The 21005-nt window shown below is 41.2% G+C and carries 10 protein-coding genes; 8 read left to right on the plus strand and 2 right to left on the minus strand.

From position 1 onward, the window contains the following. The first annotated feature begins 107 nt into the window (after positions 1-107). The 8 genes from SNE25_RS17370 (at position 108) to SNE25_RS17405 (ending at position 14687) form a co-directional block, all read left to right on the plus strand. On the plus strand, positions 108-2498 hold the full coding sequence (locus SNE25_RS17370) for an ABC transporter permease (protein WP_321560260.1): 2391 nt from the start codon (positions 108-110) through the stop codon (positions 2496-2498). A gap of 30 nt (positions 2499-2528) precedes the next feature. Further along, on the plus strand, positions 2529-4907 hold the full coding sequence (locus SNE25_RS17375) for an ABC transporter permease (RefSeq protein ID WP_321560261.1): 2379 nt from the start codon (positions 2529-2531) through the stop codon (positions 4905-4907). A 143-nt stretch (positions 4908-5050) separates the two neighbouring features. After that, on the plus strand, positions 5051-7423 hold the full coding sequence (locus SNE25_RS17380) for an ABC transporter permease (RefSeq protein ID WP_321560262.1): 2373 nt from the start codon (positions 5051-5053) through the stop codon (positions 7421-7423). Between the two features lie 76 nt (positions 7424-7499). Next, positions 7500-9899, plus strand: a complete 2400-nt coding sequence (locus tag SNE25_RS17385; protein ID WP_321560263.1) for an ABC transporter permease — start codon at positions 7500-7502, stop codon at positions 9897-9899. A gap of 247 nt (positions 9900-10146) precedes the next feature. Further along, entirely contained in the window at positions 10147-10824 is a 678-nt protein-coding gene (locus SNE25_RS17390; RefSeq protein WP_321560264.1) for an ABC transporter ATP-binding protein, read from the plus strand. Between the two features lie 10 nt (positions 10825-10834). After that, positions 10835-12289, plus strand: coding sequence for a TolC family protein (locus SNE25_RS17395; protein WP_321560265.1), 1455 nt, complete (start codon positions 10835-10837; stop codon positions 12287-12289). A gap of 199 nt (positions 12290-12488) precedes the next feature. Next, positions 12489-13094, plus strand: coding sequence for a porin family protein (locus SNE25_RS17400; protein ID WP_321560266.1), 606 nt, complete (start codon positions 12489-12491; stop codon positions 13092-13094). 141 nt (positions 13095-13235) lie between these two features. Continuing rightward, positions 13236-14687 carry an IS1182 family transposase gene (locus SNE25_RS17405; RefSeq protein WP_321560267.1) on the plus strand — a complete coding sequence of 484 codons (1452 nt, stop codon included), beginning with the start codon at positions 13236-13238 and terminating at the stop codon, positions 14685-14687. A 211-nt stretch (positions 14688-14898) separates the two neighbouring features. On the opposite strand, the gene SNE25_RS17410 is transcribed toward SNE25_RS17405, so the two are convergent. Together SNE25_RS17410 and SNE25_RS17415 are read right to left on the minus strand one after the other, a co-directional pair. Then, positions 14899-20496 (minus strand): alpha-2-macroglobulin family protein, encoded by a 5598-nt coding sequence (locus SNE25_RS17410; RefSeq protein ID WP_321560268.1) that lies wholly within the window; start codon positions 20494-20496, stop codon positions 14899-14901. A 78-nt stretch (positions 20497-20574) separates the two neighbouring features. Further along, positions 20575-20979: a hypothetical protein gene (locus SNE25_RS17415; RefSeq protein ID WP_321560269.1), complete on the minus strand. Its 405-nt coding sequence runs from the start codon at positions 20977-20979 to the stop codon at positions 20575-20577. Positions 20980-21005: the final 26 nt, after the last annotated feature.

The raw sequence follows: 21005 nt of genomic DNA on the forward strand, positions 1-21005 counted from the left end.
AGCATAAAGCTTAAAGCCGAAGGCTGAAAGCTTTAAAATATTTAAGACGGAATAGAAACTTAAAAGCTTAAAGCCGCAGGCTTTAAGCTTTAGCTAAAGAAAGCATCATGATAAGGAATTACCTGAAAATTGCCTGGCGCAACATTATAAACAACAAAGTTTATAGCGCCATAAATATATTGGGGCTTGCCGCCGGTATGGCAGTTGCCCTGCTTATTGGTTTATGGGTGGTTAATGAGTATTCTTATGATCTTTTTTTTCCTAATTATAAGCAATTATACCGGGTTGAATTGAATTTTACATCGCAGCATGATGGCGAACATACCCAGACGGCTTTGTCAATTCCACTGGCTGATGTATTACGAAAGGATATTCCTGAAATTAAACGCGTTGCCGAAACCGATTGGGTGGGTTGGCAATGGCACTCATTAATGGTAGGTGATAAAAAGCTTTACCTGGGTGGTGGGGCAACAGCGCCCGATTTTCTGAAGATGTTTCAGTACCCTTTTATTCAGGGCAACAACAGGGCCGCGTTCACCGATCCTTATTCTATTATTTTAACAGCAGCTACAGCCAAAGCCTTATTTGGAAATGCCGATCCGATGAATAAGATGGTACGTATTGATAATCAGCAAAATTTAAAGGTAACCGGCGTTTTAAAGGATATCCCTAAAAATGCCACCCTGCAATTTAGCTACCTTACACCATTTAGTTTTAAGGAACAAACCGAAACCTGGATGAAGAACGCCCGCACAACCTGGACAAATAATTCATTCAACGCGTTTGTAGAATTGCAACCGGGCATAAGCCTTGAACAAGTGGCGCCTAAAATTAAGAATTTGGTATATGCTCATAGCCCGCAAATGCGGCCTGCGAAGCCCGTAGTAATCCTCCATCCGTTGAAAGACTGGCACCTTTATTCTGATTTTAAAAATGGCAAGCCTGTTGGCGGTTTTATTGATTATGTACGGATGTTCAGCATCATTGGTATACTGGTATTACTTATAGCTTGTATCAATTTTATGAATCTCTCCACCGCACGATCAGAGAGACGGGCACGAGAAGTAGGGGTCCGGAAAGCCATTGGTTCGCAGCGGAGTAATCTGATAGCCCAGTTTTTAGCTGAGTCTGTTTTGATAACCTTCATCGCCTTTTTCTTTTCTATATTATTTGTACAATTAGCGTTGCCTTCTTTTAACACTCTTGTAGAAGGCTCCATTCGTATCCCTTATGGTAACCCCGTATTTTGGAGTGTAATGATATGTTATGTATTGATAACCGGTTTACTGGCAGGAAGCAGACCTGCCTTCTATTTATCGGCATTTAACCCGGTAAAAGTTTTAAAGGGGGCAATAAAAGAAGGGAAAGGGGCAGCGTTACCACGCAAGGTATTGGTTGTGGCACAGTTTAGCTGCTCTATAGCTTTAATTATCAGTACTATTATAGTTTATCAACAAATACAGCATGCCAAAAGCAGGCCTACGGGTTATAATGCCGACAGGTTAATGATGTCTGATATGAGCAGCGACCTGAACAATAAGTACGATGCGCTTAAAAATGATTTATTGGCAAGCGGAATGGTTGAAAGTGTTGCTGCCGCTTCAAGTCCGATAACCAATATTTACAGCCACATGTCGCTTGATAAATGGCCGGGTAAAAATGCAGGTGACGAAGGCGTAAATATTGCAGCCATATTCGTGTCTGACAATTATTTTAAAACGCTTGGCATGCAATTAAAAGAAGGCCGGGATTTTACTAACAGCTGGACCGCCGACTCAACAACTGTAATACTCAACGAAACGGCAGTAAAAAGGATCGGACTTAAAAATCCCATAAATCAATTAATAACCTGGAATGGAAATACCACCCCGGTGCGGATTGTCGGCGTTGTTAAAGATGCCTTAATGGAGTCGCCTTTTACACCGATTTCGCCAACTATTTTTAGTCACGGGCACCAGGCAAACAATATCATGTACCGTTTATCGCCTAATGTTAACACGCATGATGCTATTGCAAAACTCACCAAAATATTTGATTCGTATAACCCGGCCTATCCGTACATATACCAGTTTGTTGATGAAGAATACAACCATAAATTTAATCTCGAAATGTTGGTAGGTAAACTGGCCGGTGTGTTTGCTGGGCTGGCCATTTTAATTTCGTGCCTCGGCTTGTTTGGGTTAGCAGCTTATGTTGCCGAACAGCGTACAAAAGAGATAGGCATCCGTAAGGTATTAGGAGCCTCTGTTACCCAGGTTTGGCTGCTGCTTTCAAAAGATTTTATTTTGCTGGTAACAATTAGTTGCGGAATAGCATCACCAGTAGCCTTTTACTTTTTGCAAAACTGGCTTCAAAAATATGATTACCGTATAACTATAGGGCCCTGGGTGTTTATAATTTCGGCTTTGGTGGCAATGGTTATTACATTGTTTACCATTAGTTTTCAGGCTATTAAAGCTGCACTTACCAATCCGGTTAAAAGTTTACGGAGCGAATAAAAAGTTAAAAGTTTTAGCATAAAAAATATCATGATAAAGAATTACATTAAAATTGCCTGGCGTAACTTAAAGCGTAATAAAGCTTATGCCGCTATCAGTGTTATCGGTTTGGCTTTGGGCATTGCCTGCGGTATACTGATTTTTACACTGATTACCTATCACCTGAGCTTTGATAATTTTCATAAGAACCCGGACAGGGTTTTCCGCATGTATACCGAATGGCATGATGATGGTATTGGCCGTTCGCAAGGAGTACCTCAGCCTTTAGGCAAAACTTTCAGGAGCGATTTTACACTGGCCGAGAAAACCGCACGGGTAATTAATTTCCGGAATAATTTAATTACAATAACCAAGGGGAATGATGTTAAAAAGTTCAGGGAAGAAAGTGGCGTTGTTTTTACCGAACCACAATACTTTGATATACTGAACTTTCCATTACTTAAAGGTGACAAAAAAACGGTATTGGTACGGCCAGGAGAAGCTATTATTACCGAAAAGATAGCGCATAAATACTTTGGCAGTGATAACGCGATAGGAAAAGTAATACGCCTGGATAATAAAGTTAATTTTACTATAACCGGGATATTAAAAGACCTGCCACCCAATACCGACCGCAAACAGGAAATATATGTATCGTATGGCAACATGGATGAATATACCGATAAGGGTCGTGAAGATAACTGGGGCGGAGTATATAGCGGTAGTGAAGCCTTTACCCGTTTAAAGCCCAATGTGAGCGTGGCCCAGGCAAATGCTGCCATGGCGCTTATCGTAAAAAAACATTATACCGGTCGCGATTTAAAAGTGTGGATGTTTAAATTACAACCGCTTAATGATATACATTTTAACGCCGATCTTGACGGCTATGCCGATAAGAAATACCTGTGGGCATTGTTCTTTATTGGCGTGTTCCTGATTATAACCGCCTGTGTAAATTTTGTTAACCTGGCAACAGCCCAAGCCCTTAACAGGGCAAAAGAAATAGGGATCCGCAAAGTACTGGGAAGCCTTCCGCATCAGTTGTTCTGGCAGTTTATTGCCGAAACGGCTTTAATTACTTTGGCTGCGGTTGTCATTGCCGTTGGCTTATCTTATGCAGCCCTCCCGGCTATAAACCATTTGTTTGAGTCAGAAATGCAGTTTGATAAAGGGCAGCTGTTGCTTTTTATAATTTTTGTAAGCATCGTAGTTGTTTTCCTTTCGGGTTCATATCCAGGACTTGTGCTGGCGCGGTTTCAGCCTATACTGGCGCTTAAAAGCAAGCTGTCACAAAAACATATTGGCGGTTTTTCATTACGCAGGATCCTTGTCGTTACTCAATTCTCTATTTCGCAGGTGTTAATTATAGGTGCTATCATCATCGTATCACAACTAAATTATTCACAAACTGCCGATCTGGGTTTTAATAAAGATGCCGTAGTGTTATTGCCCATTCCACAAAACGATAAGATGAAATTGAGCACCATGCGCAACCGCATAAACCAGGTGCAGGGAGTGGAAAAGGTGTCTTATTGTTACCGGCCGCCGGCTTCGCAATCAAATAACTCAACCGATATTTACTATAATAACCGGGCAGAGTCGGAACACTGGGGTATAAATACCAAACAAGGTGATGAAAACTTTCTGTCAACTTTTGGAATAAAGCTGGTAGCAGGCAGAAACTTTTTTCCGGCAGATAGCACGCGGGAGTTTTTGGTAAATGAAACTTTTGTAAAAAAACTTAACCTAAAACCGCAGGACGTTATTGGTAAAACAATAAGTATTGATGGAAAATCAATCAAGGCGCCGATAGTTGGGGTAGTTAAAGATTTTTATAATTATTCGTTCCATACTGAAATTTCGCCGATATGTATTATGCCCGATTATAGAGGGTATTCTACCTGTGCAGTTAAAATAAACATGCTTCATGCTAAATCTTCTCTTGCATCCTTAGAACGGATCTGGAATGAGACATTTCCGGAAGAACTATACTCTTATGAGTTTTTGGATGATAGCATCCGGAAATTTTATGAGATGGACAAAATACAGCTTAAACTGGTAGAGGCCTTTGCAGGTATTGCTATATTGATAGGCTGTTTGGGCTTATACGGCCTGGTATCATTTATGGCTGTGCGTAAAACAAAGGAAATAGGGGTACGTAAAGTATTGGGCGCAAACATACAGCATGTGTTATGGCTGTTTGGCAAAGAATTTACCAAATTATTGCTTATCGCCTTTGTAATTGCGGCACCCCTGGCCTGGTGGGCCATGCACAATTACCTGCAGGATTTTAAATATCGTATCACTATAGGGCCAGGCATATTCTTGGTGTCCATACTGTCAACATTTATTATTGCTGCCATAACGGTAGGCTACCGCTCTATTATCGCGGCATTGGCCAATCCGGTTAAAAGTTTAAGAAGTGAGTAGTGAGTAGTGAGTAGTGAGTAGTGAGTAGTGAGTAGTGAGTAGTGAGTGGTGAGTGGTGAGTGGTGAGTGGTGAGTGGTGAGTAAAAATGCCCGGCAATTTAGTATTTAGAGTTTAGCTTTTACGATTTAGAGTTTCCAATATAATGATCAAAAATTATTTAAAAATTGCCTGGCGCAATATCATTAATAACAAAGCATACAGCGCTATTAACATACTGGGTTTGGCTGCGGGAATGGCCGTGGCATTGTTGATCGCATTGTGGGTTGCCAATGAATATTCATACGATAAGTTTTTGCCCGATACCGACAGGCTATACCAGGTGAGGCGCAATTTTAACAGTAACGGAGAAACGCTTACGTTTAGTTCTACTTCGCTTAAGCTGGCTGATGCGCTTCGTAATAATTTTCCCGAAATTGAATATGTAGCCGAGACGGATGGTATTGGTTCGCACGGACTGATGGTAGATAATAAAAAGTTGTTCCTGAATGGTCCGCAGGTGGGAAGCGATTTTTTAAAAATGTTGAAATACCCGATGCTGCGGGGGAATGCAGGAAATGCGCTAAATGATCCTTTTTCCATTGTGCTTACACGGGCTACAGCCATAGCTTTATTCGGAAACGTAAACGTGATCAATAAAGTAGTGAAGATTGATAACGCTTATAACGTAAAGGTTACAGCCGTTTTAGATGATATTCCATCAAATTCATCCCTGCAATTTAAATATCTTTTACCATTTAGCTTTCTGGAGCAAACCCAGCGCGAAGGTATGAAAGGAGCACATGGCAGTTTTGGTAATAATGGTTATAACATTTTCGTAAAACTAAAACCAGGTATATCCTACACGCAGTTAGCTCCCAAAATAAAGAATATGGAAAAGGGCGAGGATAACATAAATGCCAAAAACTCTGATGTGATCATGCAGCCCATGCCCGATTGGCACTTATATTCCGACTATAAAAATGGTGTAGCGAGCGGCGGTTTTATTGAGTATGTACGCATTTTTAGCATTATAGGGATTTTAGTATTGCTGATTGCCTGTGTAAATTTTATCAACCTTACAACCGCCCGGTCAGAAAAGCGTGCACGTGAGGTGGGCATACGTAAGGCTATCGGGTCGCAGCGTAAGCACCTCATCTTTCAGTTTTTAACCGAGTCGGCGTTGATTACGTTTATATCGTTTCTATGTTCCGTAATGTTTGTGCAGATAGCGTTATCGCCGTTTAACGCGCTTACTGGTACAGCAATCAGCATACCTTTTCAAAGTATTTCTTTTTGGTTGATCGCATTGGGCTGTGTGTTATTTACCGCACTTATTGCGGGTAGCAAACCTGCTTTTTACCTTTCGTCATTTAATCCGGTTAAGGTTTTAAAAGGGACAATACAGATTGGCCGCTCTGCGTCTTATTCCAGAAAAATTTTGGTGGTAATGCAGTTTAGTTGTTCTATTGCTTTAATTATAAGTACGGTCGTAATTTACCGGCAGATCCAATTTGCTAAAAACAGGCCTGCTGGTTACAGCATCAACCGCTTGCTCACCACAAACTCCAACGCCGACCTGAATAAAAATTTCCAGGCCTTAAGAAACGAATTGCAGCAAAGCGGTATTGTTCAAAGTATTACGTCGGCCTCAAGCCCGGCTACTGATATTTACTGGCATAATAATATTGATCACTGGCCTGGTAAGTTTGCCGGTGAAACAGTTGAAATGGGCATAGTATTAATTACCAATGATTATTTTAAAACCCTGGGTATGCGCTTTGATCAGGGTAGGAATTATACCGGTGTAGCTTCCGATACTTTAAACTTAATATTTAATGAAGCTGCTATCAAACGCTTAAGGCTAAAAAATCCAATCAGTCAGATTATAAATTACAATGGCAGAAATATAAAGATCATTGGTGTGGTAAAAGACGCGCTGATGATTTCGCCCTTTGCCAAGGCTGATCCAACCATGTTTGTTTACAGCGCTAATACACAGGATAATATCATTTACCGATTGGCCTCAAATGTAAATCCGCATGACGCTATTGACAAACTCAATCAAATTTTTGCAAAATACAGTCCAGCATATCCGTTTACTTACCGTTTTGTTGACGATGATTATAACCGGAAATTCAGTCAGGAAGTGTTAGTAGGTAAACTATCTGGAATTTTCGCCTGTTTGGCTATTCTTATTTCATGCCTCGGTTTATTTGGGCTGGCCGCCTACATTGCTGAGCAACGCACCAAGGAGATAGGCGTACGTAAAATATTAGGTGCCAGCGTGAGCCAGTTATGGTTTTTGTTATCTAAAGATTTTGTGCTGCTGGTAATAATAAGCTGCATAATAGCTTCACCAGTGGCGCTTTACTTTTTGCAAAACTGGCTGCAAAAATATGATTACCGGGTAAGTATTGGTCCGGGAGTGTTCCTGACCTCGGCTGTTGCAGCTATCATTATTACGCTGATAACCATTAGCTTTCAGGCAATAAAAGCCGCCATTGCCAACCCGGTTAAGAGTTTAAGAAGTGAGTAGTAAGTGGTGGTAGTAAGTGAGTGGTGAGTGAAAATGCTCAACAATTTAGAAATTAGGATTTAGAGTTTCCAATATCATGATCAAAAACTATATCAAAATTGCGTGGCGGAACATTTGGAAAAACAAAGTTTTTTCGGCCATCAACATCGTAGGCCTTTCGGTAGGTATGGCCGCCTGCATTGTTATCATGTTGTTCGTTTTTTATGAGAAGAGCTTTGATAGCATGCACACCAAAAACATTTACAGGTTAAATGAAGTGCAAAAGTTTGAGGGAATGGCGGCGTCGCAAAAAGTGGCCTTATCCATGTTTCCGATGGGGCCTACGTTGAAAAATGAGTTTCCCGAAATTAAGAATTTTACACGTATACGTTGGCAGCAGAAATTCCAAATTACTTATGGCCTCAAGAAAATATTCTCGCCACAGGTGCTTTTTGTTGATTCGACATTTTTGAAAATGTTTGATTTTAAATTGATACGCGGTGACAGGGAAACAGCTTTGCTAAAACCTCACAGCGTATTACTGACCGAAGAAACCGCGAAAAAAATATTTGGAAATAACGATCCTATCGGTAAAACGATAACACATTATGGTGACGACACCACCAGTTATGCCGTTACCGGGATTTTGGCCAACGTTCCCAAAAACTCCCAGCTGCAGTTTGATGCTTTGTTTTCATTCAATACCATTTTTAAGCCTCAAATGTTTACAAACTGGGGCGGTAACTGGCTAAATACCTATCTTGAACTCGCGCCCGGTACCGATATAAGGGCCCTTGAAAAGAAATTTCCAGCCTATCAAAAAAAATATATGCGCAAGGACAACTGGAAATTTTACGATCTGTTCCTGTTATCGCTTAAAGATGTTCATTCCAATGCCGCCGATATAGGGTTGGATTATGTTAATTATCAAAAATTTGATCAGAAACTCACTAACCTGTTTGCTATAATAGCTTTAATTGTACTGGTGATAGCCTGTGTTAATTTTATTAACCTCTCTACGGCACGATCTGCAGAGCGGGCTAAAGAGGTTGGGGTACGAAAATCAATAGGTGCACAGCGTTTTCAGCTTGCTGTACAATTTTTGGGCGAAACGGTATTGCTCTCGTTAATAGCTTTGGTTTTTGCCGCAGTACTGGTTGCCATTGCGTTGCCGTATATTAATAACCTTAGTCAGCGCGATATCAGCCTGCCATTGATGAATAACGGCGGATTGATCATAATTATTTTCCTTTCTGCCATGTTTATAGGGGTTGTCTCAGGTATTTATCCCGCAGTATTTTTGTCTTCTTTTCAGCCGGTTAAGGTGCTTAAAGGTTCGGTTGAAATCGGTAAAAATAAGAGTTCATTGCGAAATGTGCTGGTTGTAAGCCAGTTCACAAGCGCTGTTATATTGATGATAGCCACCGTATTTGTTATTAAACAGCTGCGGTTTATGCAACGGCAGGACCCCGGATTTAGCCGCGACCAGGTAGTTACGGTACCATTGAATATGGTATCACCTGCCAAATATAGTTTGCTAAAGCAGGAATTGCTTAACAGTTCATTGATACAGGGCGTTACCGGAAGCCGGGATATTCTGGGCAGCCACCTTGATCAAACCGGGGTTGAATTTAAATTAGGTGATTCACCACTGCGCAACTTAACATCAACTATATTAATTGTTGATCCTGACTATTTAAATCTGTTCAAGATAAAGCTGCTTATGGGTAAAAACTTTTCTTCTGAAAAATCTTCAGAAGGAAAAGAGTATATTATCAATGAAGCTTTGGCCAAAGAGTTATTAAAGGATCATAAAAACAAACCAATGTCGTCGCTGTTGGGGCAGCATTTTGGCTTTGATTCATCAAATGTGATTACCGGGATAGCTAAAGATTTTAATTTTAATTCGTTGCATTACAAAATAGAAACCCTATTTATGGTTAGTTCTAAAGATAATGGTCTTAGGCAGTTATCAGTTAAAATTAACGGAGCAAGGGCTACAGAAGCTATAGCGTTTATCAGGTCTGTTTGGATGAAGGAACTTCCCGACCTGCCTTTTGAATATCAGTTTCTTGATGATCATTTCAGCGAAGTTTATCGTGTGGATAGCCAGGTAAGTACTGTGGTAAGTATTTTAGCGGGGCTCATTATCATTATTTCGTGCCTGGGCTTATTTGGCCTTGCCTCATATTCGGCCGAAAAACGGATAAAGGAAATTGGTGTGCGCAAGGTTCTGGGTGCATCGGTACAAAATATTGTTTTACTATTATCAAGCCATTTTATACGGCTTGTAATAATAGCCAATATTATTGCCTGGCCAATAGCGCTATATATAATCAATAGGTGGCTGCAGGGTTTTGCATACCGTATAAATATAGAATGGTGGGTGTTTGCCATAGCCGGAGGAGTATCCATCATTATAGCTTTTGCCACTGTAAGTTTCCAATCAATTAAGGCCGCCACGGCAAATCCGGTTAAAAGTTTAAGAAGCGAATAAAATTTAAAGCCGAAAGCTTAAGGCAAAGAGCGTTTGGCTTTATGCTTTAAACGTTCGGCTTTTTCGTTGTATCATAACCGTACGCTTCCTGTTACATAAGCGAACAGTATTTATATTATATGTTTGATATAATATACTGATTCTTAGTGTGTTAAAAGTTTGGTATATTATTGATACTTGATTGCACGAAATGAATTAATATTTTTAAAACAACTAACAAATAATTCACAAACTCAATAATCAACAAATGTTATCACTTCAGCATGTTTCGAAATATTACCAGGTAAGCGGACTTAAAAATTTTGTACTGAACGACTTGAGCCTTGATGTTGATGAAGGGGAATTTATCTCCATTATGGGGCCTTCTGGTTCTGGTAAATCATCATTGCTTAATATTATTGGTATGCTTGATGAACCTTCTGATGGGTATCATTATTTTGCCGATCACGCGGTACACCAGCTTAAAGAAAAACAGCGCTCGGCGCTATATAAACAATATATAGGTTTTGTTTTCCAGGCTTATCATTTAATTGATGAGCTTACCGTATATGAAAACATTGAAACTCCGCTTATTTACCAGGATTTTAAAGGCACCGAACGTAGGGCCATGGTAGCTGATATGCTCGACCGTTTCAGCATTGTTGGCAAGAAAGATCTTTTTCCGGCACAATTATCAGGCGGACAACAGCAACTGGTGGGTATTGCCCGAGCGTTAATAGCTAAGCCAAAATTGTTACTGGCCGATGAACCTACCGGTAACTTAAACTCTAAACAAGGAGAGGAGATCATGGAACTGTTCCGTAAGCTGAATAAAGAAGATGGGGTTACTATTATACAGGTAACACACTCCGAAAAGAATGCCGAATATGGTTCGCGTATCATTAACCTGCTGGACGGTAGAATAGAATCCTCAAAACAACTCTGATTATACAATAATGCGATATTTTAAATTTATATTTTTTGGTTTGGTTACGCTTTCTGCCGTTAAAGTGCAGGCGCAGGGCCAAACCCAATCGGCAACACTAACAGATTCTATACTATCCGTAAGGCAATGTGTTGAAATTGCTATAAAAAACAACCTGGAAGTAAGGCAAAGTGAGTTGGATATGCAACGTCTGCGTATAGGTTATAATCAGGCTAAAGAAAACCTTTTGCCTGCAATAAACGGTACTGTGAATCATAGTATAAACAGTGGGCGTAGTATCAACCCGTTTACCAATAGCTATGTAACCCAGTCATATACTTCGGGCGATTATAGTTTAAATGCCAACTTAACGATATTCAGCGGTTGGCAGTACTTAAATGCCATTAAGCAAACATCCTTAAATTACCAGGCAGGCAAAATGGATTTCCAGCAAGCCAAAGACCAGGTGACCATTAATGTAATAACCGCCTATCTTTTAGTGTTAGACAATACTGAATTATTGACCCAGGCTTATAACCAGCTCGATGTATCAAAAAAGCAAGTTGAACGGCTGGAGATCCTGGAAAAAGATGGCGCCAATAAATCAGCATCTGATCTGTATGATCTTAAGGGAACCTATGGTGATAATCAGATCAGCTTAGTTAATGCTAAAAATACCCTGGAGGCATCAAAGCTAAGTTTATTACAGATATTAAATGTTCCATACAAGAAAGATCTTAAACTTGAACCCGTTAGTGTAACGGATGTGGCTAAACAAACAGATGAAAATTCTGACCAGATATTTAATACATCCTTACAGCAACTTGCTTATGTAAAAGCTGCAGAATTGAGGCGCCAGGGGGCCGAAAAGGGAGTTAAAGTAGCTAAAGGGGCGTTAACACCCTCCATCTCGTTATTTGGGGGGATAACCACCAATTATTCGAGCGCGGCACAAAATGCTGTATTCAGAGATTCCTCCGTTGTCAACACAGGAGGATACGTAAATACACCAACAGGTCAGCAACCTGTTTTGGCGAAACAGGCTAATTTTGATAATCATAATATAGGCTATTACGACCAGTTTAAAAATAACTATGGTACTCAGTTTGGTGTTCGGTTAAGTATTCCCATTCTGAATTATTTTCAAAACCATAATAAAGTAAAACTGGCTAAAATTGATTTGCAGGAATCAAAATATATTGAAGAAAATACTAAAAATGTGCTGAGGCAAAATGTTGAACAGGCGTATTTGAACATGACATCGGCATACAGCAGGTATAATGCGCTTGTTGATCAGGTTAAGGCCTATACCGAATCATTCAGGACAATAGAGATAAGGTTTAACTCAGGTGTTATAACTTCTGTTGATTTTGTAATTGCCAAAAACAACCTCGATAAGGCTAATATAAACCTGATCAACGCCCGGTATGATTGCTTTATCTACAACAAAATACTTGATTACTATCAAGGCCGTTTAGCTTTTTAAAAACAAGAATTTCTATTGATTCTGTAAAAAATTTATACTTTTATTCCGGATTTAAACCCCCGATATCCGTCTTATAATGTTTTATTTACAAACCTGTAAAACATTATGAGCCGGATATTGCTAATTAATAGGTAGTTACTGTATGGTATCTGCTTATAAAAATTCAAAGCATCCATTACCTTAAAAACAAACAATTAATATGAAAAAAACAATTATCTTAACTTTAAGCATTTGCTTACTTTCTATTGGCATGGCATCGGCCCAGGTTATACCAAATTTTTCATTTGGTGTAAAAGGTGGTATAAACTACTCCAACTTCCCGTCAAATGGTATTTTTAATAACAGCAACCGTGCAGGTTACCTGGCTGGTGTTTGGGCGAGGGTAGGTGGTTTGGGTCTTAATTTTCAGCCGGAGCTTTATGTTACCGGTAAGAATATAAATGTTAAGGCTGATAACTCTTCTGTAGAGAATAAAGCTAAATTCACCAGTATTGATGTACCATTGCTGGTTGGCGGTAAAATTGGCGCATTTGGTTTGGGCGGTCGTTTTTACGGAGGCCCGGTATTTTCATTTACCGTTAATAAAGATCAAAGTGTCGGCAATGCTTTTTCTGACGCTACCGCTTTACGTTACAAAGATGCTAATTATGGCATTCAAGTTGGTGCAGGATTAGATATCAGCAGTCTGTCAGTTGACCTGAGATATGAAGGCGGTTTAAACAAAATACCTTACGGTAATGATAACTCACATACCCGCGTAAGTGTATTTAGCCTTTCTTTAGCTTATAAGCTGTTTTCTTTATAAGCAGGGGAATAACCACTTATAAAGAAAAGCCCTGTTAATATTAGAGGGCACTGAAAAAGTCCAAATGGACAAAAGGAGTAGAAGACGAGGGTTTTCTACTCTTTTTTTTGTATCTTAAATCGTCGAAAGAAAGCCACCAGGATGCTTGCCCAACAACAACAGATACAGTTTAGCGCGTTTTCAGGTCTTTATGAGCTGATCGTTCCTAAAGACAATCTTCTTCGGAAGATCAACGACCTGATAGATTTTACATTTATCTATGATGAACTGATCAGCAAATACAGCATTACTAACGGCCGGGCAGCAGAAAGCCCTGTACGGATGTTCAAGTATCTGTTGTTGAAAACGGTTTATACGGTTTCAGACGTTGATGTGGTTGAGCGTTCGCAGTATGATATGTCTTTCAAATATTTCCTTGATATGTCGCCTGAAGAAGAAGTTATTGATCCCAGTTCATTAACAAAGTTCAGAAAGCTGCGGCTAAAGGATAATGATCTGTTAAACCTGCTTATTGGTAAAACGGTGACCATAGCTATTGAAAAAGGGCTCATCCGCTCAAAATCCATTATTGTTGATGCTACCCATTCCCTGTCGAGATCCAACCCGTATTCAGCATTGGAAGTATTGCGGGAACGTTCAAAGTTACTCCGCAAAGCTGTTTATGCGATAGATGAAGATATGAAGGCAGGCATGCCCGAAAAGAACACAGCCGACGAATTGGAAAAAGAACTGGCTTATTGCAGTGCATTGGAAAAGTATATTGAAGCCGATCAACCGTTATGCCAGATACCTGCGGTAAAAGAAAAACTGAATCTATTGAAAGAGACAGTAGCAGATACTCAGGAGCACTATATAGTATCTAAAGACAAGGATGCCAAAACCGGCCATAAATCAGCTGATAGCTCATTCTTTGGTTATAAGACCCATTTGGCGATGACAGAGGAACGCATCATTACCGCTGCGGTAGTAACATCAGGTGAAAAAGGTGATGGTCCGGAGCTTCCCAAACTTTTAGAAATCAGCCAAAACAATGGGATCAACGTAGAAAAGATTATCGGGGATTCAGCTTATTCAGGAAAAGACAATCTTGAACTGACGAGCACTCAAGAGATAAAGATTGTAGCCAAACTAAACCCTTCCATCACTCAGGGTTTCAGAAAGGATGAGGACAGATTTGACTATAATAAGGATGCCGGCATGTTCGTCTGCCCGGCAGGGCATCTGGCTATCCGAAAAGCACGCGGCGGGAAAAAGAATATCGGCGAGAATCAGGTAGACACCTATTACTTTGATGTTGAAAAATGTAAGATATGCCCATTAAGAGAGCATTGCTATAAGCCCGGCGCGAAGGCTAAAACCTATTCGGTCAGCATTAAATCAGACATGCACCTGCAGCAGATGGCATTCCAGGAAACGGCAGAGTATAAAGAAAGTATCAAACACAGATATAAGGTCGAAGCGAAGAACAGTGAGCTAAAAAACGTTCATGGTTATGACCGGGCAATAGCTTACGGTATCGAAAATATGCAGATGCAGGGTGCGTTGGCCATCTTTACAGTAAATCTTAAGAGAATCATCAAGCTGATAAGCTAAGTGCCAAGTTAAAGCGGCTGCTTTGTCATCAATTGCACCTTTAATCGGCTCATATCAGCCCTAACAAATCACCCCATCCCCTAAAATAAAAAAGCGACCAAGTAAAAGTTGCCTTTTCTATTGGTCGCTTCAAATACTTCAGCTTATTAAGCTACTTTTTCAGTGCCCTCTCAATTTGACGGGACTTTTTTTTGCTCATTACTTTTCCTGATTATTTTGTTACATCAACCCATTGCCCTTTAATGAGGCTGTTGATGGAGTGATTGTACATGGCTTCGCAGTAAACCGCGGGCAGGTAGTAGTGACCGGCATAGGCCGCGTTCAGCATTACATAGTAGGTAACTTCCTTGCCTTCGGTTAAACTGAAATAGGTGTTCACCCGATCGTCGCGAATATCACGATAATCAGATGGTGATGATTTAAATGCCTCATCATTGTTTAGCATCCGGCTGTTCAGTATCTCCCAGCCCGAAGGGAATATCTGCGTAAGTGCCAGGTTATCATATCTGCCGCGCCTTCCCGGGTTTTTGATGTTCACCTGCGCTACAAAATCAGTTCCCTGTTTTAATGACGACGGATCGATTGGCTTACCGCTCATGGTAAAATACCCAATCCTCATCTGCATGATCTGTGGATCAATAAAGGTTTTAACATCCAGGCCAGATGATGGCTGCCCTTTTTGTATCAATCTTACATACAGCCGGTTTGCGCCGTTATTTTTAAGCGATACTTTGCCACCGGTTACAGATAAACCGGTTTGCCACATATACGATGATGAATTAACATTTGCTTTGGCGGCACCTGCCTGGTAATTAAAAGTAAGCTTACCATCCGATTTATTTTGCCCGCAATATTGCGCTATAGCAATGAGCGAATAGGCAGTAGTTTGGGTACTGTACCAATCGTCTTGCGATAAGCGTGCGGCTACGGTGCGCAGCAAACCAGCCGCCCTTTGCTGCTGGCCAAGCAAGGTAAGGGTTTCCAGGATCATAGCCTCATCGCGCAAATCAGAACCGTAAGTGCCGTACATGGTATAATAAGGCTTAATGTTGGTTGGTAAGCCTGCTACCATCCTTAAACCCATTTCCGGTTGCCCGGCAAGCTTATAAGCTGCTGCAAGGCGCCATTTGGCTTCTACGCTCAGGTATTTAAACTCCCGCAGGCGGTTCATGGCGCCCAGCTCTGGTGAACGTGCAAGCGCGAGCAGGTATAAACGATAAGCCTGGTTCAAGTCATCTCCATAAAAACTGCGTGAATCGGGTGCCCAGATTACTGCCTTTTGTTTTTGGTATTTCTTCCATTGTTCTAAAAAGCCCAGAGGCATGCTGTAACCTTTTGCCTGAGCTGCAAGCATAAAATGACCGGCATAATTAGTACCCCATTCGTCAGCGTTGCCGCCATCAGGCCAGTAGCTGAGGCCGCCCCCCTGTACCTGGAAGCCATTTAGCCGGGCAATGGTAGCCTTGATATTTCTTTCAGACTCGGCTTTTTGCCTTGGCGAAAGGTCAAGCAACTGATCAAGATATAGCTGTGGAAATGCCGCCGAAGTAGTTTGCTCCACACAACCATGCGGGTAGTCGATCAGGTAATCCAGCCGCTTATCTAAATTCAAAGGCGGTATGCTGGCTATTTCCAAAGTGTTTTTATTGGTTCCGTTAATGCCCACTGCCTGATATGCCGTATTCCAGGTTTCGCCGGGTTTAAGTTCTTTTTCTAAGATCCTTGTTACCGGCGGGTTAGGGTTTCGTACATTCAGCTCAACGTCATAAGCCGCTGTTTCCGAGCCGCTTTTGGCTATGATCTTTACTTTGCCTACACCCACAAAATCCTTTACATTTAAATCAAATGTCACCAGCTGATCGCCGGTTTTGGCAAAGGTGAGTGTTTGGGAATTATTACCCGTTAGGTTGCTAAACGCATTTGATTGTACGGTAATTGTAACCGTTTTAATATTCGGCTCCATAGCGAATACGGTAACAGGCAGCTGTACTTTTTCTGACGGGCCCAATACACGCGGCAGGGTGGCTAATATCATCAGCGGCTTTTTAACGGCAACGGCCTTTTCTGCCATACCATAGCCACCATCGTGCCCGGCAATAACCATAGCTTTAACAGAACCCACGTATTGAGGTAATTTAAAGGGCGTGGTTTGCTTTTCACCCTTGCTAAGGTGAAATGGCCCCATAAATTTCACAACGGGCTTAAATCGATTTACAGACACATTCTTGTTAGTGCCCAGGTTACCGTCGCCGCCTATACTTAAAATACGCTCCAGTCCACCTCCAAAAGCGCCTATCACGTAATCAAAGAGGTCCCAGGTTTTTACACCTAATGCTTCACGTGCATAAAAAGCATCATGAGGGTCGGGAGTTTTATAATTGGTAATATCGAGCAGGCCTTCGTCAACAATAGCGATGGTATAGGTCATTTCCTTGCCCGATGCCTCAGAAACCGTAATAGCCGATTGTGTTTCGGGTCTTATCTTATCAGGCATGCTGATCACCGGTTTCAGTATAGTTTCGGGGTTATCCACTTGTAGCGGTATAGCGCCGTACATACGTATGGGCAGGTCGTTCACTGTTTGGGAATGCCTTTGCAGCAGCGTAACATTCACAAAAACATTGGGGGCCATGGTTTCATCAACTGTGAAGCGGTACTGGGTTTGGCCTTTTTTTGTATCTATCCAGGTGGTTTTTAAAACTTTGCTGCCATTTTCAAGGCTGATCAGCGCGCGGCCGTCTGCGGCGGTTGGGATGGTAAGTGTAGCTTGTTCGCCAACCTTGTAACTTGGCTTGTCGGACGTGAATGACAGCATAGCCGCCTCGGTTGGGTTGGTCTGCTGTAATCTTTCCGACCAGTTTGGCCAATCAACGTATATAAACTTGCCTGTAGAGTGACCTGTTTGCTCATCCTTTACCTTGATCAGGTAACGTCCCCAATCGGCTTTAGGGATACGTAAGGTCCATTTACCGCGGCCATTATTGAGTTGTATGCTTTCGGTTTTAATAAGCTTGTTATACTTGTCCTGGGTGAAGTTACTTGTTTCATCGCCGGTCTGATCCCACCACCAGCGCCAGTGTACTTTATATAGTTCAAGCTGCACATTACGGGTGCCCGTCAAGGCGTTCCCATTTACATCAACATCTGCGATATCAACCTGATGATCTTTATCTGTAACCAGCATACCCGAAAGATCGCTGCCGGCAGGTGTTTTAATGCCCACATAACCCGTATAAACATTGTAAGGTAATGTGGTTTGCTGTATGCTGAAATTACCGCCTGGTTCAAAAACTTTTACCACAAAATTGGCTCTTAACTGTCCCGGCGCTTGTTTTTCTACATTGATATCGGCATTAACAGCGGCAATACCATCGGCACTAAGTTTACCATCAAATATTGTTTGGGTTTGTGTATTAAAGGCCAGTGTGGGATCGTCAAAAACATAATCAGGATATTTTTTGAAGTTTGTTGCCTGCGGCGATAAAAACGCGTCGACTTTAGCCTTCAGGCTTTGAGCAGCCCCGCCAAACAGCCATTGCGCGCTTAGCTTGCCATCTGCATTATTGCCTTTGGTAAGTTCAGTGGCACCACCAAATGTCAGGTTTAGCTTCATGCGGTTTGGCATGATGGTTTCAACCTTAATTTTCTTTTCAAACAAAGCACCGCCAACTTTTACTTTTGCTGTCCAGTTTCCGGTAGGTGAGGAGGTTTCGGTAGCGGTGTGAAAGCTATAAAAGCCATCAATGGATTTTGTTTGAGTTATGCGTCTGTAAAGCCTTCCGTTAGGGTCATACAATTCAAACTCTACCGGATGATCGGGTGGAAGGGTTTTCAATTTATCCTCAAGTATAAAGGAAACATATATCGAATCGCCTGGCCGCCAAACACCGCGCTCTCCGTATATAAAACCCTTCAAACCGCTTTGAACTTCCTCGCCACCTACATTAAAACGGGTGAGGGGCAGGGAGCTTCCGTCATCAAGCTTTAAATAGCCGCGTTGTGAGCCTTTTTTGGCTACCAGCAAATAAGGTTTCCGTTTAATATCAAACTGAACAATGCCATCGCTGCCTGATGTGGTTTTAAAGATCACCTGCTTTTGATAATCCAGCAATTCGAGGTCTACGTTACCCATGGGCTCGGCGCTTAAAATATTAGTTACTGCAACCAGCATAGTATTGTTTGTACCTCGCTTGGCAATAAGACCAATGTTTGAAGCAATTATATTGCGGGTTGCCCAGCGTTGTTTGGTAAAATACGACGGGGTACAGGCATTATCCCTGTCCTGCCATTTGTAGCCATCGGGATAATAGTTATCGTATCTCGACCAAAAATCATCGTCCTCATCATTTACCTTGCCGCTGTTGTTGGTATAATCATCGCCTCCGTAGTCGTCATATTCATCGTCGCCGGTTTTTACACCAGTACCAGGGATACTGCAGTTATATAACGAGTATTCTTTCCTGAAACCGATCACTACCCTGTAAATAGCGCCAGGTTCGGTGCGTATCATCTGGTCTATATCAAGCATAAACCGGTTCTTTTTGTTCAGATTCAGACCTTTATCACCATCAAGCCTGATGGTTTTTTGAACGATTGGTTTACCTACCTGCCGCAACTCGGCACCACCATCAAAACCATTATTCTGAAAATATTGCGGCACATTGTTTTCATATATTTTAATGATACTTACATCAACCGCGTTCAGGTTAACCGCCTCAAAAGGCATCATGAGCCTGCCCGAATCTGGCAATATTACACCCTTGCCGGGGATGGTTACGTTTGGTAACCTATTTTCGAAGAATACATTGGCAGTGTAAGTTTTAGTGATCTTTTTATGCGATATGTTTTCAACCCCTTCATTTACAAATACGCTGTAATTGCCCTGCAGCCGCTCTGGAGCATAAACCTTTACCATGCTGCCATCAATGGTATAGGCTGCATCCGCAATATTGGTAATGCCAATTAAACCATTAAGTTCCTGACCAACCATTATGGCATCAGAGAATTGAACCAGTACATACTGATCATTATCCTGCACTGCGCGAATATCAAGCACTTTAAAATCGCCGATAGCAGGCACATCAAAACGTTGATTACCATTTTTATTTACCTGTAAGCTATTCCCATCCCAGTTAACAGTTAAAGGCGTCACCTTGCCCGATTGTCTTTTTAGGCCCGTTATTTTAAAATGGTGGGTTTTGATGCCGGTATTGTGTTCCCATGTTATTTTAACGGGGAACTCGTAATTTACTGTGATTAGTTTTTCAATAAGGGAAGGGTCTTCGGTATCGGCGGTTTGTACAGTACCATCCAGCCTCATTTCATCTGTGGAGGTGCTGGTGGCGGTTTGTAAACCATTAAAGCTTACGTTAAAATCGGGCCTTATAACCTGGAAGCCAAATTTAAAATGATCAAATTTTTCGGGCACCTTTATTAACTGGCCCAGGTTAAAATCGGCGGTATAGTTTTTTTCGGGATCAAGTTTGCCGGAGGGCTTAAACTCAATGGTACGGGCATCCACCCAATAAGCTTTTCCCTTTATTGAAGGCGAAAAATCAAAAAGATAATTAAGTTGTTCATTTTGCTGATGGGTAACCTGAACCTGACTGGCCAGACGTATCCTGATAGTGCTCTCTTTAGAGATAACACCGGTGGTATATGATTCAATGTATTTACTAAAAGCGGGATCGACCTTTACTTTTTTGCGGCCGTTGGCAACAATGTAAATCACCAATAAAACCAGCACAATTGATGTGCTGACAGTAATAAGGATTTTACGTCTGCGGAATCTGGTATATCCGTTCTCCATAAATAGGTTTATTTAAGATCATGTAAATTAAAAAATTTATGATAATAAATAATTAAACGGAGAACTTATTTTATTGAGCTATAATATCATAACCCCAGGTTTGTTTAATACCGGGATCTTAATAAAATTCATTTCTACGATACTTTCGGGCAGGAAAATGAACTTTTTATCATAAATGTTTTTATTAATATAATAGCTGAGCCAATATTCATTATTAAGACCGAACGTTTGCTCATCAATAGGTTCAATAAGTTTGAATGATTGTTCCTTAACCTCCGGAAACATGTGTCGTAAAGTTGAGGTTTTTACCTGCACGCCATCTTTTTCACCATATCCCTTAGAGGTAACCAGCACATTTTCAATTGGCTGGTTTTTAAGATTGATAAGATAAACATACCATATCTTGCTTTCTATACTCTCGCTCTCAAGTGCTACGGCGATAGCAATATCCTGTACGTTATTTTCGGGAAGGTCTTTTATCATATCATTTGGAGTTTTGAGCGCTGAGT

The organism is Mucilaginibacter sabulilitoris (assembly GCF_034262375.1).
GTDB lineage: Bacteria > Bacteroidota > Bacteroidia > Sphingobacteriales > Sphingobacteriaceae > Mucilaginibacter > Mucilaginibacter sabulilitoris.

Excerpts from the sequence above, each read along its gene's own strand:
- SNE25_RS17410 (WP_321560268.1), bottom strand. The coding sequence starts at position 20,496 with ATGGAGAACGGATATACCAGATTCCGCAGACGTAAAATCCTTATTACT.
- SNE25_RS17390 (WP_321560264.1), top strand. The coding sequence starts at position 10,147 with ATGTTATCACTTCAGCATGTTTCGAAATATTACCAGGTAAGCGGACTT.
- SNE25_RS17375 (WP_321560261.1), top strand. The coding sequence starts at position 2,529 with ATGATAAAGAATTACATTAAAATTGCCTGGCGTAACTTAAAGCGTAAT.
- SNE25_RS17400 (WP_321560266.1), top strand. The coding sequence starts at position 12,489 with ATGAAAAAAACAATTATCTTAACTTTAAGCATTTGCTTACTTTCTATT.
- SNE25_RS17415 (WP_321560269.1), bottom strand. The coding sequence starts at position 20,979 with ATGATAAAAGACCTTCCCGAAAATAACGTACAGGATATTGCTATCGCC.
- SNE25_RS17395 (WP_321560265.1), top strand. The coding sequence starts at position 10,835 with ATGCGATATTTTAAATTTATATTTTTTGGTTTGGTTACGCTTTCTGCC.
- SNE25_RS17380 (WP_321560262.1), top strand. The coding sequence starts at position 5,051 with ATGATCAAAAATTATTTAAAAATTGCCTGGCGCAATATCATTAATAAC.
- SNE25_RS17385 (WP_321560263.1), top strand. The coding sequence starts at position 7,500 with ATGATCAAAAACTATATCAAAATTGCGTGGCGGAACATTTGGAAAAAC.
- SNE25_RS17370 (WP_321560260.1), top strand. The coding sequence starts at position 108 with ATGATAAGGAATTACCTGAAAATTGCCTGGCGCAACATTATAAACAAC.
- SNE25_RS17405 (WP_321560267.1), top strand. The coding sequence starts at position 13,236 with ATGCTTGCCCAACAACAACAGATACAGTTTAGCGCGTTTTCAGGTCTT.